The following is a 16,992-nucleotide window of genomic DNA, read 5'->3' as shown; positions in this document are numbered from 1 at the left end:
TTGGGTCGCATATGCGACCTTATTTAATACAGGAGAGCGTTATGGAGCGGGCGATACACCTTGTTAGATTGCAATCACTCTGGTCGGGGCTCGGGATCCGCAGCCGGATCCTGATCGGAGTAGCCATCCTGATGATCATTGCCATCAGCTGCATCACCCTGATCCTGGAGCAGATCTCCCACGACCAGGCACAGCAGCGGGTGGAGCGCTATGAGCTGCCAAGCAGCGTGGAGCGCATCGCCAACCAGCTGACCGCCGAACTGACCCAGCACCTGACCGAAGCCGAGGCACTGGCCGGCAACAGCTTTGTCATCGACTGGCTGAGCCAGGAGATGCCCGCCGAGCAGTGGCCGATCATGGAGCGCTATTTTCTGGCACTGCAGCAACGCATCGGGGGCAATGTGTTTATCGCGCCGCGCCAGAGCGCCACCCTGCTCAACTTCAGCAACGGCACCACGGCCCAGAAGAGACTGAGCGCATCGGATCCCAAAGACGAGTGGTTTTACGGCTTTCTGAAACGGGGCAAGCCCTACGAGCTGAACCTCGACATCTCCGACTTTGACAAGCGTGCCTCCCTCTATATCAATACCGCCGTCACGGCAGAGGGCAAGACTCTGGCGGTGGCCGGCACCTCCATCGACATGAGCGCACTGCGCAAACTCATCAGCAGCTACCGGATAGGCAAGAGCGGGCAGGTCTATCTGGCCGACATGGAGGGTCATATCGAGATCCACCCAGAGCAGGAGCTCAAAGAGGCTGCCCACCATCAGAGCGCCTTCCTCGACACCGTCAGGACGCTGATCCCGGCAGCCAGAGAACAGGTCGCGGTCCAGGCGCTGACGCTTGGGAAAGAGACCTATCTGATCGCCGTGCGCTACATTCCGGCACTCAATCGCCTGCTGATAGGCGAGATCAATGCAGCCGAACTGGAGGAGGGACGCAGCGAATCCCGCCGGCTTATCATCATGGTGTCGCTGGCTATCGGCGGGCTCGCCATGCTGGCCTCCGCCTGGCTCGCCCACTCCATCAGCCGCCCCATTCGCCAGGCTGCCGACGGCATGCACCACATCACCGCCGATCGGGATCTGGCGACCCGCCTCGACTTCTCGGATCAGTCGGAGCTAGGCCAGATGGCGCAGAGCTTCAACCGCTTGATCCAGAGCCTGAACCAGAGTTTCTCCCGCTTCCAGCAGTCAGGCAGCGCCCTCTCGGCCCAGTCCTCCCAATCCCTGCATCAGGCGCAGGCCCTGGCAGGAGAGGCCTGCCAGCAGGCCCAGAGCATCCAGGAGCTGAGCAATGTGGTCGCCCTCATCGGTGACAATGCCGAGCAGATTGCCGGTCGTTCGGAAGGGGTCAATGAGGTGACCCACCGCATCGCCGACCACATGCTCGCCATCGAGCGGGACGTCAGTCAGAGTGCCCAGCAGCTCGACACCCTGCGCAGCAGCATCGGCAGCTCCTCCGCTCTGCTCGAAGAGGTGGTCAAGGACAGCAACAACATCACCCAGATCATGAACCTCATCCGTGACGTCTCGAACCAGACCAACCTGCTGGCACTCAACGCCGCCATCGAGGCAGCGCGGGCGGGCGAGATGGGGCGCGGCTTTGCCGTGGTGGCCGACGAGGTGCGCCAGCTGGCGGTGCGCACCCAGACCGCTACCAAAGATGTGCAGGATCTCATCCTGCGCCTGCAGGAGGGCACCCGCCAGGCCAGCGGCTCCATGGCTGATTCCCGCACCCTGAGTGAAGAGAGCCATGACCGCATGCATCAGGCCAGGGCGGTGTTGATGGATGCCAGCCGCCAGATCAAGCAGACCGCCCTCGAGATAAACGAGATCAGCGCGCTGGCCCAGGCGCAGGATCAGCAGATGGGACAAGCCAGAGCGGCGCTGGACGAGCTGGCCATGGTGGCCGAGCACCAGCGCGAACACGCGGAAGAGAGCAATGCCGCCAGTCGCGAGCTGTTCGAACTGGCCAAGGCGATAGACGAGCAGATCCGCCAATACCGGATCGGTTGAACCGCTGTCGGTCAGACAAGACGCCACCCTGGGGTGGCGTTTTCATTTTGCGAACGATTTTGCATCACTCCCTAAACGGGAATGGCACGCACATACACAACTGATTGATAAGTAACACGAAAAAATTTGGAACGGCCATTGCTAGTCATCGTTGAGTCATATCAGACGCAACCCAGGGACATCGCCATGAAGCCGACCACCACTCACACCCCCGCCGCCCGAGCCAGTGCCACCCACAAGGCGGCGCTGACCCCCCGTGAAGGCACCTTGCTGATGATGGTTGCCCAGTTGCTGGTGCTCACCTGCATCGTCTTGGCCGCCACCCTGGCTGAGCTCCCCTGGTATTGGACGCTTTTGCTGGCCATGCCGCCTGCCATCGGTGGCGCTCTGCTCAGCCGGGTATGGGGCAGATTGCCCCGCTAAGCCCACCCCACCTTCCCAGGTAGACGGCCGCCCCTTGAGGCGGCCGTCTGCTTATCCGGATCGGCCCCTGCCCTCTTCACCCGGCCGCAGGATCACAGGGCATGGCTTCCCAGCTGCTCCTTGAGGAAATCGAGCCAGACCCGCAGCCGGATGTCGCGCTGGGCATCGGAGTAGAAGACAGCATTGATGGGGCGCGAGGCGCCGCTGTTGCTGCGGGCCAGCACCTCCACCAGGGCCCCGCTCGTCCGATCCGGCCCGGTCATGAAATCCGACAGACAGACGATCCCCTGCCCCCGCAGCGCCAGCTGGCGCAGGGTTTCACCGCTGCTGGCCCGCAGGGTCGGGGTGATGGGAAAGCGATCTCCCTGCTCCTGGCTCAAGAGCGGCCAGTGGTTGAGGTGATCGGGGTGCAAAAAGCCGAGCAGCTCGTGCCCGCTCAGCAGATCCGCCGGCTGGCGCGGGGTGCCGTGCTCGCGCAAATAGTCGGGGGACGCCAGCAGCCGCAGCCGCGAGCGGCCCAGCGGCAGCGCCCGCAGAGAAGAATCTGTCAGCTCGCCGATGCGAATGGCCATGTCCACCCGCCGCTCCATCAGGTTGATAAAGCCCTCGGAGCTGTGCAGTTGCAGCTCGATGGCGGGATAACGGCGGCGAAACTCGCCGATGATGGGCACCAGCCGGTGCAGGATGAAAGGAGTGGCGGCATCGACCCGCAATACCCCCTCCGGCTGCTCGCGGCGCATCAGCAGCAGCCCCTCCGCCTCGCTCATCTCGGTCAGGATCTTCACCGCCCGCTGATAGAACCAGCCCCCCTCCTCGGTCAGGCTGACCCGCCTGGTGGTGCGATTGAGCAGCACGGTGGCGAGCTTCTCTTCCAGCCGCTTGATGCCGCGGCTCACCACCGAATTATCCATGCCGAGGTTCTCCGCCGCCTGGCGAAAGCTGCCCGCCTCCACCACAGCTACAAACAGGGTCAGTTCATCAGAATGGGTCTTCATTGCTGCAATCCAGACAAGAGTAATGGGCCTTTATAGGCGTAATGTCCTTGGGTTGGCAAGGGCGCTCTGGCAGCCGTGCCGGCATTTCAGGGAGAAAAACCAGATATGCGCGCTATCCCTCAACCTGCTTAATCCGTAGAATGCCGCAAAAAAGGCATCATATGACGCCACATTGATATGAGACACATCAATGACATTTGAAGAACGACTGACCATCGCCCATCAGACTCTGGCTGACCAAGGCATCAAGGAATCCGACTACAACCCATGGGGGTTCAAGCTGCTGCGCAAACTCGGCTGCACCGTCAAGCCACCTTATTACGCGGGCTGGCTGGTCAATTTTCTTTATGCCAGCCTCAGTATCGCGCCGATCTGGGGTCTGATTATGTGGATGTTCGTTTGGCACCCAGAGGGAAGATCCTTCGTATCATCCTTGTTCAGCACAGCTCTATTCGCTGGTCTGTTTGGCCTCGTTACCTCAATCAGGCTCTGGCAAAGGCGCAGGCAGCTTGATTTGACCCCATGGGAACAGCTAGCACGCCAACCCATCCGTGAAAGCGCGGCAGGAAAAGGCTGAAACCCCGCTGCAAATTGGCACCAGATGTAATACAGGCTACAGATACGGACCCCCACCTTGCCCGATTTCGTCAAATTCATGATCAGTTTTTCAGTTAACTGCTTCATTCAAACCGCAATTTGTCTTGTGGTTCTCACCTACCGGCTGTTCCGCCACCATAATGGCAACTGGCGCAGCTATCGACGCAGCCGGGATCCTCTCCCTCTCTTCATCTCCATTTTACTTGGCATGGTGGTCGCTAGAAGGCTTCATCCAGCCATCATGGCGGCCCTGGCGTGATGGGTAACCGCTGCCTGAGATGGCCAGGCCACGACGAGGAGATAACGTGACGGCACGCTCACATGCCACTCGGGGTTTGCCAGTAGAATGCGGCAAGCAGGCATCGTATGGCACCAAACACCTCAAGGAAAAACATCATGGAATTCGAACGTAGACTGGCGGCCGCCCACCGGGAGCTGGCAGAGAAGGGCGTGCAGACGCTCAACTACAACCCGCCGATCACCTGGCTGCTACGAAAGGCTGGGTTTACCATCAGGCCGCCCCACTACGAACGCTTTCTGGTCAATGTCCTTGCTCTGGGGATCCCCACTGGCGCTATCTGGGGGGTGTTGATGTGGTTCTTCGGCTGGCAACATGAGGTAACGCCAGCATTCGCCCTGCGCCAGAGCCTGCTGTTTGGCATAGGGTTTGGTCTGCTGATGGCGACCTGGCTCTGGTTTCGGCGCAAGCAGCTCAAACTGACTCCTTGGGACGCTTTGCCCCACTCCACGATCCGCACGCAAAAACGCTGGCAACCGAAATAATCACCGACAAGGAGGCCCTCATGACCAGGGCCCATGAAAAACTGAACTATGTGGAGTTTGCGGCCAGGGATCTTGCCGCCACCAAGGCCTTCTTTCAGGCCGCTTTCGGCTGGCAATTTGCCGATTATGGCCCCGATTATTGCGCCTTCGAGGGAGAAGGGCTGGATGGAGGCTTCTATCGCGCAGACCTCTGCAGCCAGAGTGCGCAAGGCGGCGCCCTGCTGGTGTTCTACAGTGCCGATATTGTCGCAACCCAGACCAAGGTGACCAGCGCAGGGGGCACCATAGTTCGCCCCTTGTTCGACTTTCCCGGTGGCCGCCGCTTTCACTTTGTCGAGCCCAGCGGCAATGAATTTGCGGTCTGGTCGGAGCCAGACAATACCTGATAACAAGGGGGCGCCCCGGCGCTCCCTGCTCCTTTTACCTTCCTGACTTCCTCACCGCCACCTCGCCCCGGCCCATTCATTGCTGCTCTTATCTCAATAGTGTTTTGCGACAGAGGCCCTGTTTCGGGCAAGTCACGGTGGGCATACTGACCCTTCGTTTTTGCAAGGAGGTTCAGATGTCTTCACCCGTGATTGTGATTGCCCAGCTTGAAGCCAAACCCGAATTCGCCCCCCAGTTTCGCGCCGCCCTGGACCCCTTGATCGCGGCCACCTTGCAGGAGGCTGGCTGCCTGCGCTACCAGTTGCATCAGGATTTGGACAATCCCCACGGCTGGATGCTCTACGAGGTGTGGGAGAGCGATGCCGCCCTCAGCGCCCATCAGGGCCAACCCCATTTCACCAAGTTTGTCACCACGGCCGAGCCCTGGTTTGCCGGCAGCACCATTCGCCGCTATCAGCCGCTGGACGCCTGATGTGCCGCGCCGCCGAGCGCATTCTTGCAACCCATTCGAGGAATAAATGATGAAGATGCCCAACCTGGGTCTTGGTACCTTTCGCCTGACCGGCCAACCCCTGCGCGACTCCCTGCTGCAGGGGCTCGAGCTTGGCTACCGCCATATCGATACCGCCCAGATCTACGCCAACGAGGCCGAAGTGGGCCAGCTGATGCGCGAGAGCGGCGTGCCCCGCCAGGATATCTACCTGACCACCAAGGTGTGGACCAGCGAGTTTGGTCCGGGCAAGGTGATCCCGAGCCTGGAGATGAGCCTGGAAAAACTGGGCACCGACTATCTGGATCTGGCGCTGATCCACTGGCCCTCCCCCAGGGATGAGGTGCCGATGACGGTCTATCTGGAGCAGCTGGCCGAGGCCAAGGCCCGGGGTCTGACCCGCGAGATCGGGGTCTCCAACTTTACCGTGGCCCAGCTCAAACAGGCCATCGACATTCTGGGGCCGGGCGCCATCGCCCACCAGCAGGTGGAGATCCACCCGCTGCTGCAAAACCGCAAGGTAGTTGAGTTCTGCAAAGATCACGGCATCGCCATCACCGCCTATATGCCGCTGGCCTATGGCAAGGTGCTCACCGAGCCGCTGCTGATGGAAATTGGCCAGCGCCACGGCGTCTCGGCGGCCCAGGTGTCGCTGGCCTGGCTGCTGGCCCAGGGCATGACGGTGATCCCGAGCTCCACCAAGCGGGAGAACCTGGCCGCCAACCTGGTGGCGCTGAAGGTCACGCTCACAGCCGAGGAGATGGCCGCCATCGCGACCCTGGAGCGGGGCGAGCGCTGCGCCAACCCGGACTTTGCGCCAGATTGGGATTAAACGGGAGTGGAGCCATGGCCTCTCGCTTAGGCGGCGGATAGCGGCAACCCGCACGAGCCTATTGCAGCCACGGGCTATCCCCTCTCCCTGCGGGAGAGGGTCAGGGTGAGGGCAAGATCCTATTTTTAGGTCATCAGGCCCCCCTCATCCCCAACCCTTCTCCCGCAAGGGGAGAAGGGAGCAAAGAAAACCCGACAACATCGACGAGAACCTGAGCGGGAGGCATCATGCCTCCCGTTTTTTTGTTTCCAACACAGCGCCACGGCCGCCCGTGCCGCTCCCCCAGTGCCTTCCCTCAACCCTTTGTTTCTTAACTCTTTCCTCTTTCCTTTTTTCTCGTTGTCCTGGCTCGCTATGCATGGATTGCTGCCGTGCGCGTTGTCTCTGCCCCCACCTCACGCGCTACGACCTGCTCTTGCCGCGTTGCCTCAGCCACTCCTCCTTCCACGATTCCATTGCTGCTGATTTGGCAAAAGTAATTTGATGTCGCCGTCATTTTTGCCAACAAACGCCCTCGGCATACTGGCGCCACTCTCCCGTCGGGAGTCCCTATCCAAGGAGTTGTTATGCCACTGGCGTTGTTTGCCCTTACCTTAAGTGCCTTTGCGATCGGCACCACCGAATTCGTGATCGTGGGGCTCATCCCCACCATCGCCGAGCAGCTCAATGTCTCGCTCCCCTCGGCGGGCCTGTTGGTCAGCCTCTATGCCCTTGGGGTGGCCATCGGCGCCCCCGTACTCACGGCACTCACCGGCAAGGTGCCGCGCAAGTGGCTGCTGGTGGGGCTGATGGCGCTCTTTACCGCCGGCAACCTGCTCGCCTGGCAGGCCCCCGGTTACGAGAGCCTGATCCTGGCCCGCATCCTGACAGGACTGGCCCACGGGGTCTTCTTCTCGGTGGGCAGCACCATCGCCACGGGTCTTGTGGCCAAAGAGAAAGCGGCCAGCGCCATCGCCATCATGTTCAGCGGCCTCACCATCGCGCTGGTGACCGGCGTCCCGCTCGGCACCTGGATTGGTCAGGTCTTCGGCTGGCGCGACACCTTTCTGGTGGTGAGCCTGCTGGGGCTGGTCGCCATGGTGGGCAGCCTGCTGCTGATCCCCAATAACCTGCCCAAGGGGGCGGCCTCGACCATCCGCGAGCAGCTCTCGGTGCTGACCAAAAAGCCGCTGCTGCTGGTCTACGCCAAGACAGCGCTCGGTTACGGCGGCGCCTTCACCGCCTTTACCTTCCTCGCCCCCATCCTGCAGCAGGTGAGCGGCTTTAGCGCCGGCGCGGTGAGCCTCATTCTGCTGGTGTACGGGGTGTCGGTCGCCGTCGGCAATATCTGGGGCGGCAAGCTGGCCGATCGCATGGGCCCGCTGCCTGCGCTGAAGCTGCTGTTTGCCGGTCTAGCCATGGTGCTGCTGGTGCTCACCTTCACCGCGCCCCACCCGGTGCTGGCAGTGCTCACCGTGCTGGTGTGGGGCGCCTTTGCCTTTGGCAACGTACCGGGCCTGCAGGTGCTGGTGGTGAAACAGGCCGAGCAGCACACCCCCAGGGCGGTGGATGTGGCCTCCGGCCTCAATATCGCCGCCTTCAACGTCGGCATCGCGCTGGGATCCGTGGTCGGCGGCCTGGTGGTGGAGCACCTGGGCCTGATGCACACCCCCTGGATCGGCGCGCTGATCGTGCTGCTGGCCTATGGCCTCACCCATGTCAGCGAGCGGCAAGCCGCCCGGATGGCACAGGCCTGCCCCCAGTACTGAAACCGCAGGCCTTTGTTCTGCAAAATAAAAACGAGCGGCTGATGCCGCTCGTTTCGCTTTCACGCTCTGTTTATTTTTGTTATGCCGCTTGCGGCTCGGCCTTGCCCGTCACGGCGTGTGCCAGCCAGTAGTCGAGGCTGACGTAGCGACCGCCGCCGTACACCAGCAGTACCAGCAGCATCACGAAGTAGGTGGCGGCAAACTCCATCCCGTTGTTGAGCATCACGGGATCCCCAAGCTCGGTGATGTAGTTGTAACGACCGGGGAAGTTGGCGGCCAGCCACTCGATAAAGCCGTTGAGGCGCAATGTCGCCTCCATGCTGCCGGTGGCGATGGCATCCCAGCCGTGCTTCCAGTGCACCATGGCGCTCGCCACGCTCATCAGGAAGATGGTCGGAATGGCCATGACCCGGGTAAAGAGACCAAGGGCGATGCAGATGCAGCCCAGCACCTCGGTGCCCGCCGCCAGAAAGGCGAGCAGGGTCGGGAACGGCAGGTTGAGCCCCCCTTCCGAGGCTGGCGCGCCAAACCAGGCGACCGTGCCGGCAAACCCCACCACCTTGGAGTGGGCACCCACATAGATGACCGGGATGAGGTAGAGGCGAATGGCCAGCAGGGCCAGAAAATCGAGCCGCTTGCACTGGGCCACGGCCCGCTCGTACCAATGGATAAGGGTGTTGTTCATGGGATGTCTCCTTGGAAAGGGGGAACCTGACGTTCAATGGATATGGGTTCTATGGATGGCGGTTGCGTGGCCAGCAGGCCGAGCCGGTGAAAATGGCGGGCCCACCCCAGCAGATCAAAACCGCTGCGATAGGGATGCACCTGGGCGGCCAACCCGGCCACACTGAGCCCTTGCTGCTGCCCAAGCAGCTGCAGCAGGGCCACATCGAATTCGCGCAGCGCCTGGCTGACCAGCTGATGGGCAGGACAGCGAAACAGGGCGCAGAGCTCGGGCGCCTGACCGGCCGCCACCACCCGCCCCTGCTGGATCACAAAGGGCAGCGTCAGCAACTGCAGGGTGGGGTTGAGCCAGAGCTGGCTGCCCATCTCCACCGCTTCCCCTGCAAGCGGGCGCGGCACCTGCGCGTCGTCAATCTCGACGCACAGGCAGGCCCACTCATACTCCAGCAGCGCCAGCCGCAGCCCGGGCCAGTTGAGCCAACCCTCACCCTGGCCAAGCTGCACATGGCGCACCAACTCGGTGGCAATCTGGTGAAAGGCGGGCTCGATCGCGCCATGGTGGGCAACGAAGCCATTCACCAGCGCATCGCGCTCAGCCGGCGTCAGGTGGTTCAGGGTGAGCGCGAAGGTACTCTCCAGCACCGCCTCGACATTGGCCCGCACGCTGCGCACATAGTGGGGGGCTAGCTCGGCTGCCGACTCCCGTATGCAACCGGCCAGCCACTCGGTCTGCTGCCACAGCCGGGGCGGGACCGCCGTGGCAGGCCATGCCGCTTGCTCTCGCCTAGTCATGACACACCTCCCGTCCCGCAGGATGCGCCGTCGCCTCGCAGCAGGCCTGATGGACTCGGGCCAGCTCGGCCTCCAGCACGGGCAAGGGGGGCAGATGGTGATCCCGCTCCAGCAGCAGGGGGCGCAGGCCGTGGGTCTGCACCGTATAGCGGGCCAGCGCCACCACCTCCTCGCAGACCGGACGGCCATGAGTATCCAGCAGGGTGCCGTCCGCCTCTTCCAGATGGCCGGCGATATGGAAGTAGCGGATCGCCTGGCTCGGCAGCCCGGCAATCATCCGCTCGGGGCAGTAGCCGTGGTTGCGGCTGTTCACAAAAACGTTGTTGATGTCGAGCAGCAGCTCGCAGCCGCTGCGCGCCACCAGCTCGGTCAGAAACGCCTCCTCCGCCATCTCGTGCTCATAGCCGTGGTAGTAGGAGATGTTCTCCAGTACCAGCGGGCGGGCCAGCGCATCCTGTACCTGCCGGATCCGATCCGCCAGGTAGGGGAGGTTCTCCCACTGGCGCGGCACCGGCAGCAGCTCGTAGAGATAACCCCGGGCATCGCGGGAAAAGCTCAGGTGCTCGCTGTAGATGTCGATGCCAAACTCGTCGAGAAAGGCGCGGATCTGGCCGAGCAGGCTCATATTGAGCGGCTGGCAATCGCCGAGGGAGAGGCTGAGCCCGTGGGCCACCAGCGGATAGCGCTCGGCGATCTGCTGCAGTTGCTCCCGCCTGGCGCCGCCAATGGCCATCCAGTTCTCCGGCGCCAGCTCGAGAAAGTCGATGCCAGGGCGGGCAGGCGCCCCACAGAGCTGGGCCAGATGCTCCTGGCGCAGCCCCACGCCACGGCTGCTGGCGCTTATTGGCCGCATACCCCCTCCGTTATCTTGCTCTCCTGGCGCTGGGTCTCGCCGTTGATCCCCTGCTCCGTCAGACCACACTTGCCATCGCGGGCGCGCACCAGCCGGCCCTGTGGATCACTGTCGAGGGCCTGCTTCTCGAAGCGCTTCTCGGTGCCGCACTTGCCGGCCGCACACTTGCCGCCGTGCTGTTCGCTCGGCGCCGCCTTCACCGGCGCCTCGCTCGGGGTAGCCGCCAGCGCAAGCCCGGGGGTCAGCGCGATCAGGCCGGTCATGGCGATGGAGAGGCTCAGTTTGCAGGAGGTTTTGATGCTGCTTGCGTTACTCATGGCTGGACTCCTTGACGGATGAAACGGGGTAACTGGAGAGATCGCGGGCGGCCACCACCTGGCCGTGGAACTGCTGCTTGACGATGGCCATCGCCTCCTTCTTGTGATTGAGGCCGACCCCCATCCAGTGGTTGAGCACCAGCAGCTTGGGGTTCACTTCGGCGGCAATGTTGGCAACCACCGAGGGCTTGGCATGGAGCGAGGCGGAGACGGGATCGGCGCCCTCGTGGATGGCGAGCGGCATCACCAGGATGTCGGCCCCCTTGGCAAACGGCACAAAAGCCGGATTGCTGCCGTTCTGATCCGCCGAGATGACGATGGTCCCCTCGGCGCTCTCGATGCGATAGGCCAAACAGGGCACGTCCCCGTGAGGGATGCCGAGCGCCGTGATGGTCAGGCCATCCTGCTGATAGACCTGTTGCGGCCTGGGTGTCTGGTAGGGCACATCGTGCACATTGATGGGGAAGAGACCATCGGTGCCATCCTTGAAGCCGCCGAGGTAGGCATAGGCCCCCTTACTCGGGTTGAACAGGGCGTCAAAGTAGCCGCTCATGCTCGGGAAGGCCGAGCCGGCCTGCGGCCCCGCCAGATCGAGGGGATCGCTGCGCTTGAAGAAGTAGGCTCCCTTGAGCAGCGCAGGCAGGTCGGTCACATGGTCGGTGTGAAAGTGGGTGATGCCGATGAAGTCGACCTCTTCGAGCTTGGCGCCCGCCTGGCCGAAGCGCAGATAGACGCCGCCACCGGCATCGATCAGGATGCGCGATTTGCCCTTCCACCAGATCACCTCGCTGGAGGAGGCGCGCAGATCGTCGGAGATGGGGCCGCCGCTACCGAGCACCTGCAGGGTGAATGCCTTGTCCAGTGGCGTCAGTTGTACGGGCTCGGCCCAGGCCGGCGCGGTGGCGAGCGCGCAGCCGATGGCCAGCGTCACCGCTTTGATTGTCTGTTTCATAACGGATTACCTGTCGGTTGGATGACAAGAGAAAGGGGTCGGGGCGAGGCAGTGTCTGCCCTCCCCGACCGAGGGGGATCAGGGTTGAGAGCGGGGCTCATCCCGTTCATCGGCTTCCCAGCGTGCTTCCAGCCAGAGCAGGTTGCACAGGCCCAGCAACAGGGCGAAACCCAGGCCCAAAATCCAGGTGAAGTACCACATAGCGGCTCCCTTGGGGTCAGTAGAGTTGATGGCTGTCGCGCTTGATGCCGGCACGATCCAGCTTGCCGCGCACCACCCGGTAGACCCAGCCGGTGTAGCCGAGGTTGATGGGCATCAGCACCAGCACGATCCCGAACATGATGGTCAGGGTCTTGAAGCTGGAGGTGCCGTCCCACAGGGTCAGGCTGCTGGCCGGATCCAGCGACGAGGGCAGCACGAAGGGGAACAGGGCGATGGCCACCGAGCAGAGCATGGCGGCGCAGGCCAGGCCGCTGGCCAGCAGCGCCAGCCGTCCCTTCTCCTGCCAGGCGGCGATGCCGCTGGCCAGCGGTGCCAGGGCGCCGATGAGGGGCACCAGCCACAGCAGCGGGTAGTCAAAGTAGTTGCCAAGCCAGCCGCAGGCGTGGGGGATCACCCCCTTCATCAGTGGGCTGATAGCGGCATTGGGGTCAAAGGGCTGGCCCGCCAGGCCGGTCAGCTGATAACCCGGCAACCCCAGCAGATGCCAGCCAGCCAGCAGATAGCAGAGGGTCACCAGCGGTGCCAGCAGGATGGCGAGGCCACGGGCCCGCAGTGCAGGGGTGCCCGTTACCTTGGCTTGCAGGAAGCTGGCACCGTGCAGCAGCAACAGGCTCACCCCGGTCGCCACCACGCTGACAATCCAGCTCCAGTGGAAATCGAAGGCCCCGTAGTGCAGGCGCAGTGCGCTGTCGAAGCGAAACGGCAGGCCCTGCATCACCAGCGCGATGGCGGCAGAGAGCACCAGGGTCGGCACCAGACCCCCAGCCACCAGGGCGCGATCCCACCAGCGGCGCCAGAGGGGATCGGCCAGCTTGCTGCGATAGTCAAACCCCACCGGGCGCAGGAAGAGGCCAAGCAGCAGCACTATCATGGGCACATAGAGCGCCGAGAAGGCGGCGGCGTAGACCAGCGGCCAGGCGGCGAACAGGGCGCCGGCGCCGGCGATGAGCCACACCTGGTTGCCCTCCCACACCGGCCCCACGCTGTTGATCACCAGTCGGCGGTCTTCATCTTCTTTCGAGACCACCGGCAGCAGCATGGCGATGCCCAGATCGAAGCCATCCATCACGATGAAGCCGACCAGCATGAACAGCACCAGCCCCCACCAGATGAGTTTCAGGGTTTCATAATCCATCAGGCGATCCTCGCAAGTTCGGGTTGTTCACCGCTGTAGCGGCCGGTATGCAGCACGGCGGGCCCCTGGCGGATCACGCGGCGCAGCAGGAACAGCTCCACCACCAGCAGGCAGGAGTAAATGAGACAGATGGAGATCAGGCTGAACCAGAGCTGGCCCGGCTGCAGCAGCGACACCGAGGCCGACACCGGCAGCACGTCGCTGATGGTCCAGGGCTGGCGACCGAACTCGGCCACGAACCAGCCCGCCTCGATGGCAATCCAGGGCAGCGGAATGCTCCACAGCAGCGCCTTGAGCAGGCGGGGCGAGGCGAGCAGCCGGTTGCGGCAGAGCTGGACAAAGCCCGCCACGAACAGTCCGAGCATCACGACCCCCAACCCGACCATGATCCGAAAGCCCCAGAACAGCGGCGCCACCTGCGGTACCGAGTCTTCCACCGCCCTGGCGATCTCGGCCTCACCGGCCTTGGCGATGTTGCTGGCATAGGGGGTGAGCAGCAGCCCGTAGCCGAGATCCTGGCCGTGCTGGTCGAACAGCGCACGGTTCTCGGCCGAGTCGTTGCCGGCGCGGATCTGCTCGAGCGCCCCGGCGGCCACCATGCCGCTGCGAATGCGGGTCTCGTGCTGGGCCTTGAGATCCTTGATGCCGGTCACCGCCTCATCGAGGGAGCGGGTGGCGATGATGCCCATCAGATAGGGTATCTTGATGGCTGCGTGGGTGGTCTCGGCCCCCTGATCCGGGAAGCCGAACAGGGTGAAGGCGGCCGGCGCGGGCTCCGTCTCCCACTCCGCCTCGATGGCGGCCAGCTTGACCTTCTGCACCTCGCCGGTGCGATAGCCCGACTCGTCACCCAGCACGATGACCGAGAGAATGGCGGCCAGCCCAAAGCCCGAGGCGATGGCGAAGGAGCGCAGGGCGAAGCGCACCTCCATGCGGCGCAGCAGATACCAGCTGCTCACCCCCATCACGAACAGGGAGGCGGCCACATAGCCCGCCGCCACCGTGTGCACGAACTTGACCTGGGCCACCGGGTTGAAGATCACCGCGGCCACGTCCACCAGCTCCATGCGCTGGGTCACCAGGTTGAACTCGGCGCCCACCGGGTTCTGCATCCAGCCGTTGCCGATCAGGATCCAGAGCGCCGAGAGGTTGGAGCCGAGCGCCACCAGCATGGTCACCAGCAGGTGCTGACCGCGGGAGAGCTTGTCCCAGCCGAAGAAGAAGAGCCCCACCAGGGTCGACTCGAGGAAGAAGGCCATCAACCCCTCCACCGCCAGCGGGGTGCCGAAAATGTCCCCCACATACTGGGAGTAGTAGGCCCAGTTGGTGCCGAACTGGAACTCCAGGGTGATGCCTGTGGTCACCCCCATCACGAAGTTGATGCCAAACAGCTTGCCCCAGAAACGGGTGATGTCCTTGTAGATCACCTTGCCGGTCATCACATAGGCCGACTCTGCGATCACCAGGATCCAGGACAGCCCCAGCGTGAGGGGCACAAACAGGAAGTGGAACATGGCCGTGGCGCCAAATTGCAGGCGCGACAGGCTGACCACGTCATCCGGATTGATCATGCGTCACTCTCTTTTGTTGTATTTACCTTGCACGTTTTGTGCGAGACAAGTACACCACGGAGCATGACACCTATAACAGATGCAGTTATATTGAATTACACCTATAACAGTTACTGCATCACATGTCCCTTTACCGTCAGCTGGCCGACCGCCTGCAACAGCAGATTGAAGCCGGGGTGTGGCAACCCGGCGAGCGCATCCCCTCCATCCGCCAGAGCTGCAAGACCCATGGCCTGAGCCCCATGACGGTGCTGCAGGCCTATCAGCTGCTGGAGAGCCAGGGGCGGATCCTCGCCCGCCCCCAGTCCGGCTACTACGTCAAGGCGGCGCCTTCCCGCCCTGCCGCCAGCCTGCCCCAGCAGGCTCACTACAGCGGCTCGGTGGACATCAACGATCTGGTGTTCGAGGTGTTGCAGGCGAGCAAGTCACGGGGGCTGGTGCCTCTTGGCATGTCGGTGGCCGACCCCACCCTGTTCCCTCATCCCCAGCTCGGGCGGGCGCTGGCCAGCTGCATGCGCCGGCTCGACCCCTTCAGCACGGTGGCAGACCTGCCCCCCGGCAACGAGGCGCTGCGCCGGGCCATCGCCCAGCGTTACGCCAGCGAGGGGCTGGCGGTGGATCCCCAGCAGATCATCATCACCACCGGTGCCATGGAGGCGCTTTCCCTCAGTCTGCAGGTGCTGACCGAGCCCGGTGACTGGGTGGTGGTGGAGTCCCCCACCTTCTATGGCGCCCTGCAGGCCATCGAGCGACTCAAGCTCAATGCGGTGGAGATCCCGGTGATCCCCGGGGTGGGCATCGATCTCGCTCTGCTGGAGGAGGCCCTCGCCCAGCGCCCCATCAAGGCGTGCTGGCTGATGGGCAATGTTCAGCACCCGCTCGGTCACACCATGCCGGATGAGCACAAGCAGGCGCTGATGGCGCTGCTCAACCGACGCGGGGTGGCGCTGGTGGAGGATGACGTCTATGCCGAGGTCTATTTTGGTCGTGAGCGGCCAAGGCCCATCAAATACTGGGATACCCGGGGCGAGAGCCTGCTGTGCAGCTCCTTCTCAAAGTGTCTGGCACCGGGCTTTCGGGTCGGCTGGGTGGTGGCCGGTCGCCACGCCGAGCGGGTGCAGCGGCTGCAGTTGATGTCGACCCTCTCCACCAATGTGCCCAGCCAGCTGGCGCTGGCCGAGATGCTGCGCCAGGGCGGGGTGGATGCCCACTTTCGCCGGCTGCGCCACACCCTGGCCCAGCGCCAGCAGCAGATGCGGGCCGCCCTGCTGCGCCTGCTGCCAGGGGAAGTGAGCATCTCCTCCCCCGATGGCGGCTATTTCCTCTGGCTCGAGTTTGACCCGCGCCTCGACAGTCGCGCCCTGCACGCCCGGGCGCTGGCCAGCGGGTTCTCGCTGGCCCCAGGCGCCCTCTTCTCCAGCAAGGGGCTGCACAACCACTGCCTGCGACTCAACAGCTCCCATCCCTGGAGCGAGCAGCTGGAGGCGGCCCTCACCCGGTTGGCCGAACTGATTCACCAACAGCTGGACACAGCTCCCGTCAAAGACCAAAAGGCCCCATGACGGGGCCTTTTTCTTGCGAAATTATCTGGTTGAAACGGGCTTATCTGGCCATGGTCTGTGACAGCATCTTGAACCCCAACCTCTCGTAGAGCGCCTTGGCGCGCTCGTTGAATGCCATCACCTCCAGCCGCAACTGACTGGCGCCCTGCGCCTTGCCCCACTCATCGCAATGAGCGATCAGCGCCTTGCCGATCCCCCGGGAGCGCTGCCCCTCATCGACCACCAGGGTGCCGATGCGGCAGATGGGCTCCTTGCTCAGAAACGGGATGGTCTCGTTGATGTCGATGCGGGCGGTCAGAAAGCCCACCACGGTCCCCTCCTGCTCGGCCACGCAAAACAGGCGCCCTTCGGCGACGATGGCTGCCAGCAGAAAGGCCCGCTCCTCGGGGGATGGCGGGCAGAATACCTGCGGCGCCTGCGCGAAGTGGATCTCCCCTATCTGCCGGTTCAGCTCGAGGATGGCGTCTATGTCCTGCTCACGTGCCTTGCGTATTTCCAATGAATGCTCCTTGCCTCTGTGTCCTGACGATGATGTGTCCTGGCGATGAGACGATCTCATCTGCTCCCTTTTACCAGGGCTCCATCATAGTGGCTGCCCGGCCAGACAAGAAGTGCCGCAACAGCCTTTGGC

General features: G+C 63.3%; 20 protein-coding genes. 10 read left to right on the top strand and 10 right to left on the bottom strand.

The features are described 5' to 3' along the window. Positions 1–41 precede the first annotated feature (41 nt). Complete coding sequence (locus tag I6L33_RS12950; RefSeq protein ID WP_216972655.1) at positions 42–2,018, top strand: methyl-accepting chemotaxis protein; 1,977 nt, start codon at positions 42–44, stop codon at positions 2,016–2,018. 186 nt (positions 2,019–2,204) lie between these two features. Beyond that, positions 2,205–2,441 carry a hypothetical protein gene (locus tag I6L33_RS12945; RefSeq protein WP_216972654.1) on the top strand — a complete coding sequence of 79 codons (237 nt, stop codon included), beginning with the start codon at positions 2,205–2,207 and terminating at the stop codon, positions 2,439–2,441. Positions 2,442–2,533: 92 nt separating this feature from the next. Here I6L33_RS12945 and I6L33_RS12940 read toward each other — a convergent pair whose 3' ends face one another. Next, positions 2,534–3,436 carry a LysR substrate-binding domain-containing protein gene (locus tag I6L33_RS12940; protein WP_005299545.1) on the bottom strand — a complete coding sequence of 301 codons (903 nt, stop codon included), beginning with the start codon at positions 3,434–3,436 and terminating at the stop codon, positions 2,534–2,536. A gap of 190 nt (positions 3,437–3,626) precedes the next feature. On the opposite strand from I6L33_RS12940, the gene I6L33_RS12935 reads away from it, so the two are divergent. The 7 genes from I6L33_RS12935 to I6L33_RS12905 all read left to right on the top strand — a co-directional run bounded on the left by I6L33_RS12935 (position 3,627) and on the right by I6L33_RS12905 (position 8,273). Further along, a complete protein-coding gene (locus tag I6L33_RS12935) occupies positions 3,627–4,013 on the top strand; it encodes a DUF6404 family protein (protein ID WP_216972653.1) in 387 nt (128 codons plus the stop codon). Positions 4,014–4,070: 57 nt separating this feature from the next. Further along, positions 4,071–4,292: a hypothetical protein gene (locus I6L33_RS12930; protein ID WP_156559979.1), complete on the top strand. Its 222-nt coding sequence runs from the start codon at positions 4,071–4,073 to the stop codon at positions 4,290–4,292. 137 nt (positions 4,293–4,429) lie between these two features. After that, complete coding sequence (locus I6L33_RS12925) at positions 4,430–4,816, top strand: DUF6404 family protein (protein ID WP_017779401.1); 387 nt, start codon at positions 4,430–4,432, stop codon at positions 4,814–4,816. A 20-nt stretch (positions 4,817–4,836) separates the two neighbouring features. Further along, entirely contained in the window at positions 4,837–5,202 is a 366-nt protein-coding gene (locus I6L33_RS12920) for a VOC family protein (protein ID WP_216972652.1), read from the top strand. Positions 5,203–5,378: 176 nt separating this feature from the next. After that, complete coding sequence (locus I6L33_RS12915) at positions 5,379–5,675, top strand: putative quinol monooxygenase (protein ID WP_216972651.1); 297 nt, start codon at positions 5,379–5,381, stop codon at positions 5,673–5,675. A gap of 46 nt (positions 5,676–5,721) precedes the next feature. After that, a complete protein-coding gene (dkgB, locus tag I6L33_RS12910) occupies positions 5,722–6,525 on the top strand; it encodes a 2,5-didehydrogluconate reductase DkgB (RefSeq protein ID WP_216972650.1) in 804 nt (267 codons plus the stop codon). A gap of 566 nt (positions 6,526–7,091) precedes the next feature. After that, positions 7,092–8,273: an MFS transporter gene (locus I6L33_RS12905; RefSeq protein ID WP_043170022.1), complete on the top strand. Its 1,182-nt coding sequence runs from the start codon at positions 7,092–7,094 to the stop codon at positions 8,271–8,273. Between the two features lie 79 nt (positions 8,274–8,352). On the opposite strand, the gene I6L33_RS12900 is transcribed toward I6L33_RS12905, so the two are convergent. The 8 genes from I6L33_RS12900 to I6L33_RS12865 form a co-directional block, all read right to left on the bottom strand. Further along, positions 8,353–8,958, bottom strand: coding sequence for a DoxX family protein (locus I6L33_RS12900; protein ID WP_216972649.1), 606 nt, complete (start codon positions 8,956–8,958; stop codon positions 8,353–8,355). Continuing rightward, entirely contained in the window at positions 8,955–9,698 is a 744-nt protein-coding gene (locus I6L33_RS12895; protein WP_216974129.1) for a putative DNA-binding domain-containing protein, read from the bottom strand. Before I6L33_RS12895 ends, I6L33_RS12900 begins: the two co-directional genes overlap by 4 nt. Positions 9,699–9,741: 43 nt before the next feature. After that, a complete protein-coding gene (locus tag I6L33_RS12890; protein WP_026141310.1) occupies positions 9,742–10,602 on the bottom strand; it encodes a DUF692 domain-containing protein in 861 nt (286 codons plus the stop codon). Further along, on the bottom strand, positions 10,590–10,919 hold the full coding sequence (locus I6L33_RS12885; protein ID WP_216972648.1) for a hypothetical protein: 330 nt from the start codon (positions 10,917–10,919) through the stop codon (positions 10,590–10,592). Before I6L33_RS12885 ends, I6L33_RS12890 begins: the two co-directional genes overlap by 13 nt. After that, entirely contained in the window at positions 10,912–11,871 is a 960-nt protein-coding gene (locus I6L33_RS12880) for an MBL fold metallo-hydrolase (protein WP_017779408.1), read from the bottom strand. The genes I6L33_RS12885 and I6L33_RS12880 overlap by 8 nt, the downstream gene beginning before the upstream one ends. Before the next feature lie 78 nt (positions 11,872–11,949). Beyond that, complete coding sequence (gene cydX / locus I6L33_RS12875; RefSeq protein ID WP_017766001.1) at positions 11,950–12,072, bottom strand: cytochrome bd-I oxidase subunit CydX; 123 nt, start codon at positions 12,070–12,072, stop codon at positions 11,950–11,952. A 16-nt stretch (positions 12,073–12,088) separates the two neighbouring features. Beyond that, the gene (gene cydB / locus I6L33_RS12870) at positions 12,089–13,228 is read right to left on the bottom strand and encodes a cytochrome d ubiquinol oxidase subunit II (RefSeq protein ID WP_017779409.1); all 1,140 of its coding nucleotides are present in this window, start codon (positions 13,226–13,228) and stop codon (positions 12,089–12,091) included. Next, a complete protein-coding gene (locus I6L33_RS12865; protein WP_117404045.1) occupies positions 13,228–14,799 on the bottom strand; it encodes a cytochrome ubiquinol oxidase subunit I in 1,572 nt (523 codons plus the stop codon). Before I6L33_RS12865 ends, cydB begins: the two co-directional genes overlap by 1 nt. 122 nt (positions 14,800–14,921) lie before the next feature. Here I6L33_RS12865 and I6L33_RS12860 point away from each other — a divergent pair, with 122 nt between their 5' ends. Next, the gene (locus I6L33_RS12860) at positions 14,922–16,361 is read left to right on the top strand and encodes a PLP-dependent aminotransferase family protein (RefSeq protein ID WP_126882110.1); all 1,440 of its coding nucleotides are present in this window, start codon (positions 14,922–14,924) and stop codon (positions 16,359–16,361) included. A 40-nt stretch (positions 16,362–16,401) separates the two neighbouring features. Here I6L33_RS12860 and I6L33_RS12855 read toward each other — a convergent pair whose 3' ends face one another. Beyond that, positions 16,402–16,920, bottom strand: coding sequence for a GNAT family N-acetyltransferase (locus tag I6L33_RS12855; protein ID WP_216972647.1), 519 nt, complete (start codon positions 16,918–16,920; stop codon positions 16,402–16,404). Positions 16,921–16,992: the final 72 nt, after the last annotated feature.

This window comes from Aeromonas sp. FDAARGOS 1403, assembly GCF_019047325.1.
GTDB lineage: Bacteria > Pseudomonadota > Gammaproteobacteria > Enterobacterales > Aeromonadaceae > Aeromonas > Aeromonas dhakensis.
This window is presented reverse-complemented; position numbering and strand designations above follow the sequence as displayed.

Excerpts from the sequence above, each read along its gene's own strand:
- I6L33_RS12940 (WP_005299545.1), bottom strand. The coding sequence starts at position 3,436 with ATGAAGACCCATTCTGATGAACTGACCCTGTTTGTAGCTGTGGTGGAG.
- I6L33_RS12855 (WP_216972647.1), bottom strand. The coding sequence starts at position 16,920 with ATGAGATCGTCTCATCGCCAGGACACATCATCGTCAGGACACAGAGGC.
- I6L33_RS12945 (WP_216972654.1), top strand. The coding sequence starts at position 2,205 with ATGAAGCCGACCACCACTCACACCCCCGCCGCCCGAGCCAGTGCCACC.
- I6L33_RS12935 (WP_216972653.1), top strand. The coding sequence starts at position 3,627 with ATGACATTTGAAGAACGACTGACCATCGCCCATCAGACTCTGGCTGAC.
- I6L33_RS12920 (WP_216972652.1), top strand. The coding sequence starts at position 4,837 with ATGACCAGGGCCCATGAAAAACTGAACTATGTGGAGTTTGCGGCCAGG.
- I6L33_RS12900 (WP_216972649.1), bottom strand. The coding sequence starts at position 8,958 with ATGAACAACACCCTTATCCATTGGTACGAGCGGGCCGTGGCCCAGTGC.
- I6L33_RS12925 (WP_017779401.1), top strand. The coding sequence starts at position 4,430 with ATGGAATTCGAACGTAGACTGGCGGCCGCCCACCGGGAGCTGGCAGAG.
- I6L33_RS12890 (WP_026141310.1), bottom strand. The coding sequence starts at position 10,602 with ATGCGGCCAATAAGCGCCAGCAGCCGTGGCGTGGGGCTGCGCCAGGAG.
- I6L33_RS12860 (WP_126882110.1), top strand. The coding sequence starts at position 14,922 with ATGTCCCTTTACCGTCAGCTGGCCGACCGCCTGCAACAGCAGATTGAA.
- I6L33_RS12885 (WP_216972648.1), bottom strand. The coding sequence starts at position 10,919 with ATGAGTAACGCAAGCAGCATCAAAACCTCCTGCAAACTGAGCCTCTCC.
- dkgB (WP_216972650.1), top strand. The coding sequence starts at position 5,722 with ATGATGAAGATGCCCAACCTGGGTCTTGGTACCTTTCGCCTGACCGGC.
- I6L33_RS12905 (WP_043170022.1), top strand. The coding sequence starts at position 7,092 with ATGCCACTGGCGTTGTTTGCCCTTACCTTAAGTGCCTTTGCGATCGGC.
- I6L33_RS12950 (WP_216972655.1), top strand. The coding sequence starts at position 42 with ATGGAGCGGGCGATACACCTTGTTAGATTGCAATCACTCTGGTCGGGG.
- I6L33_RS12915 (WP_216972651.1), top strand. The coding sequence starts at position 5,379 with ATGTCTTCACCCGTGATTGTGATTGCCCAGCTTGAAGCCAAACCCGAA.
- cydB (WP_017779409.1), bottom strand. The coding sequence starts at position 13,228 with ATGGATTATGAAACCCTGAAACTCATCTGGTGGGGGCTGGTGCTGTTC.
- I6L33_RS12880 (WP_017779408.1), bottom strand. The coding sequence starts at position 11,871 with ATGAAACAGACAATCAAAGCGGTGACGCTGGCCATCGGCTGCGCGCTC.
- cydX (WP_017766001.1), bottom strand. The coding sequence starts at position 12,072 with ATGTGGTACTTCACCTGGATTTTGGGCCTGGGTTTCGCCCTGTTGCTG.
- I6L33_RS12865 (WP_117404045.1), bottom strand. The coding sequence starts at position 14,799 with ATGATCAATCCGGATGACGTGGTCAGCCTGTCGCGCCTGCAATTTGGC.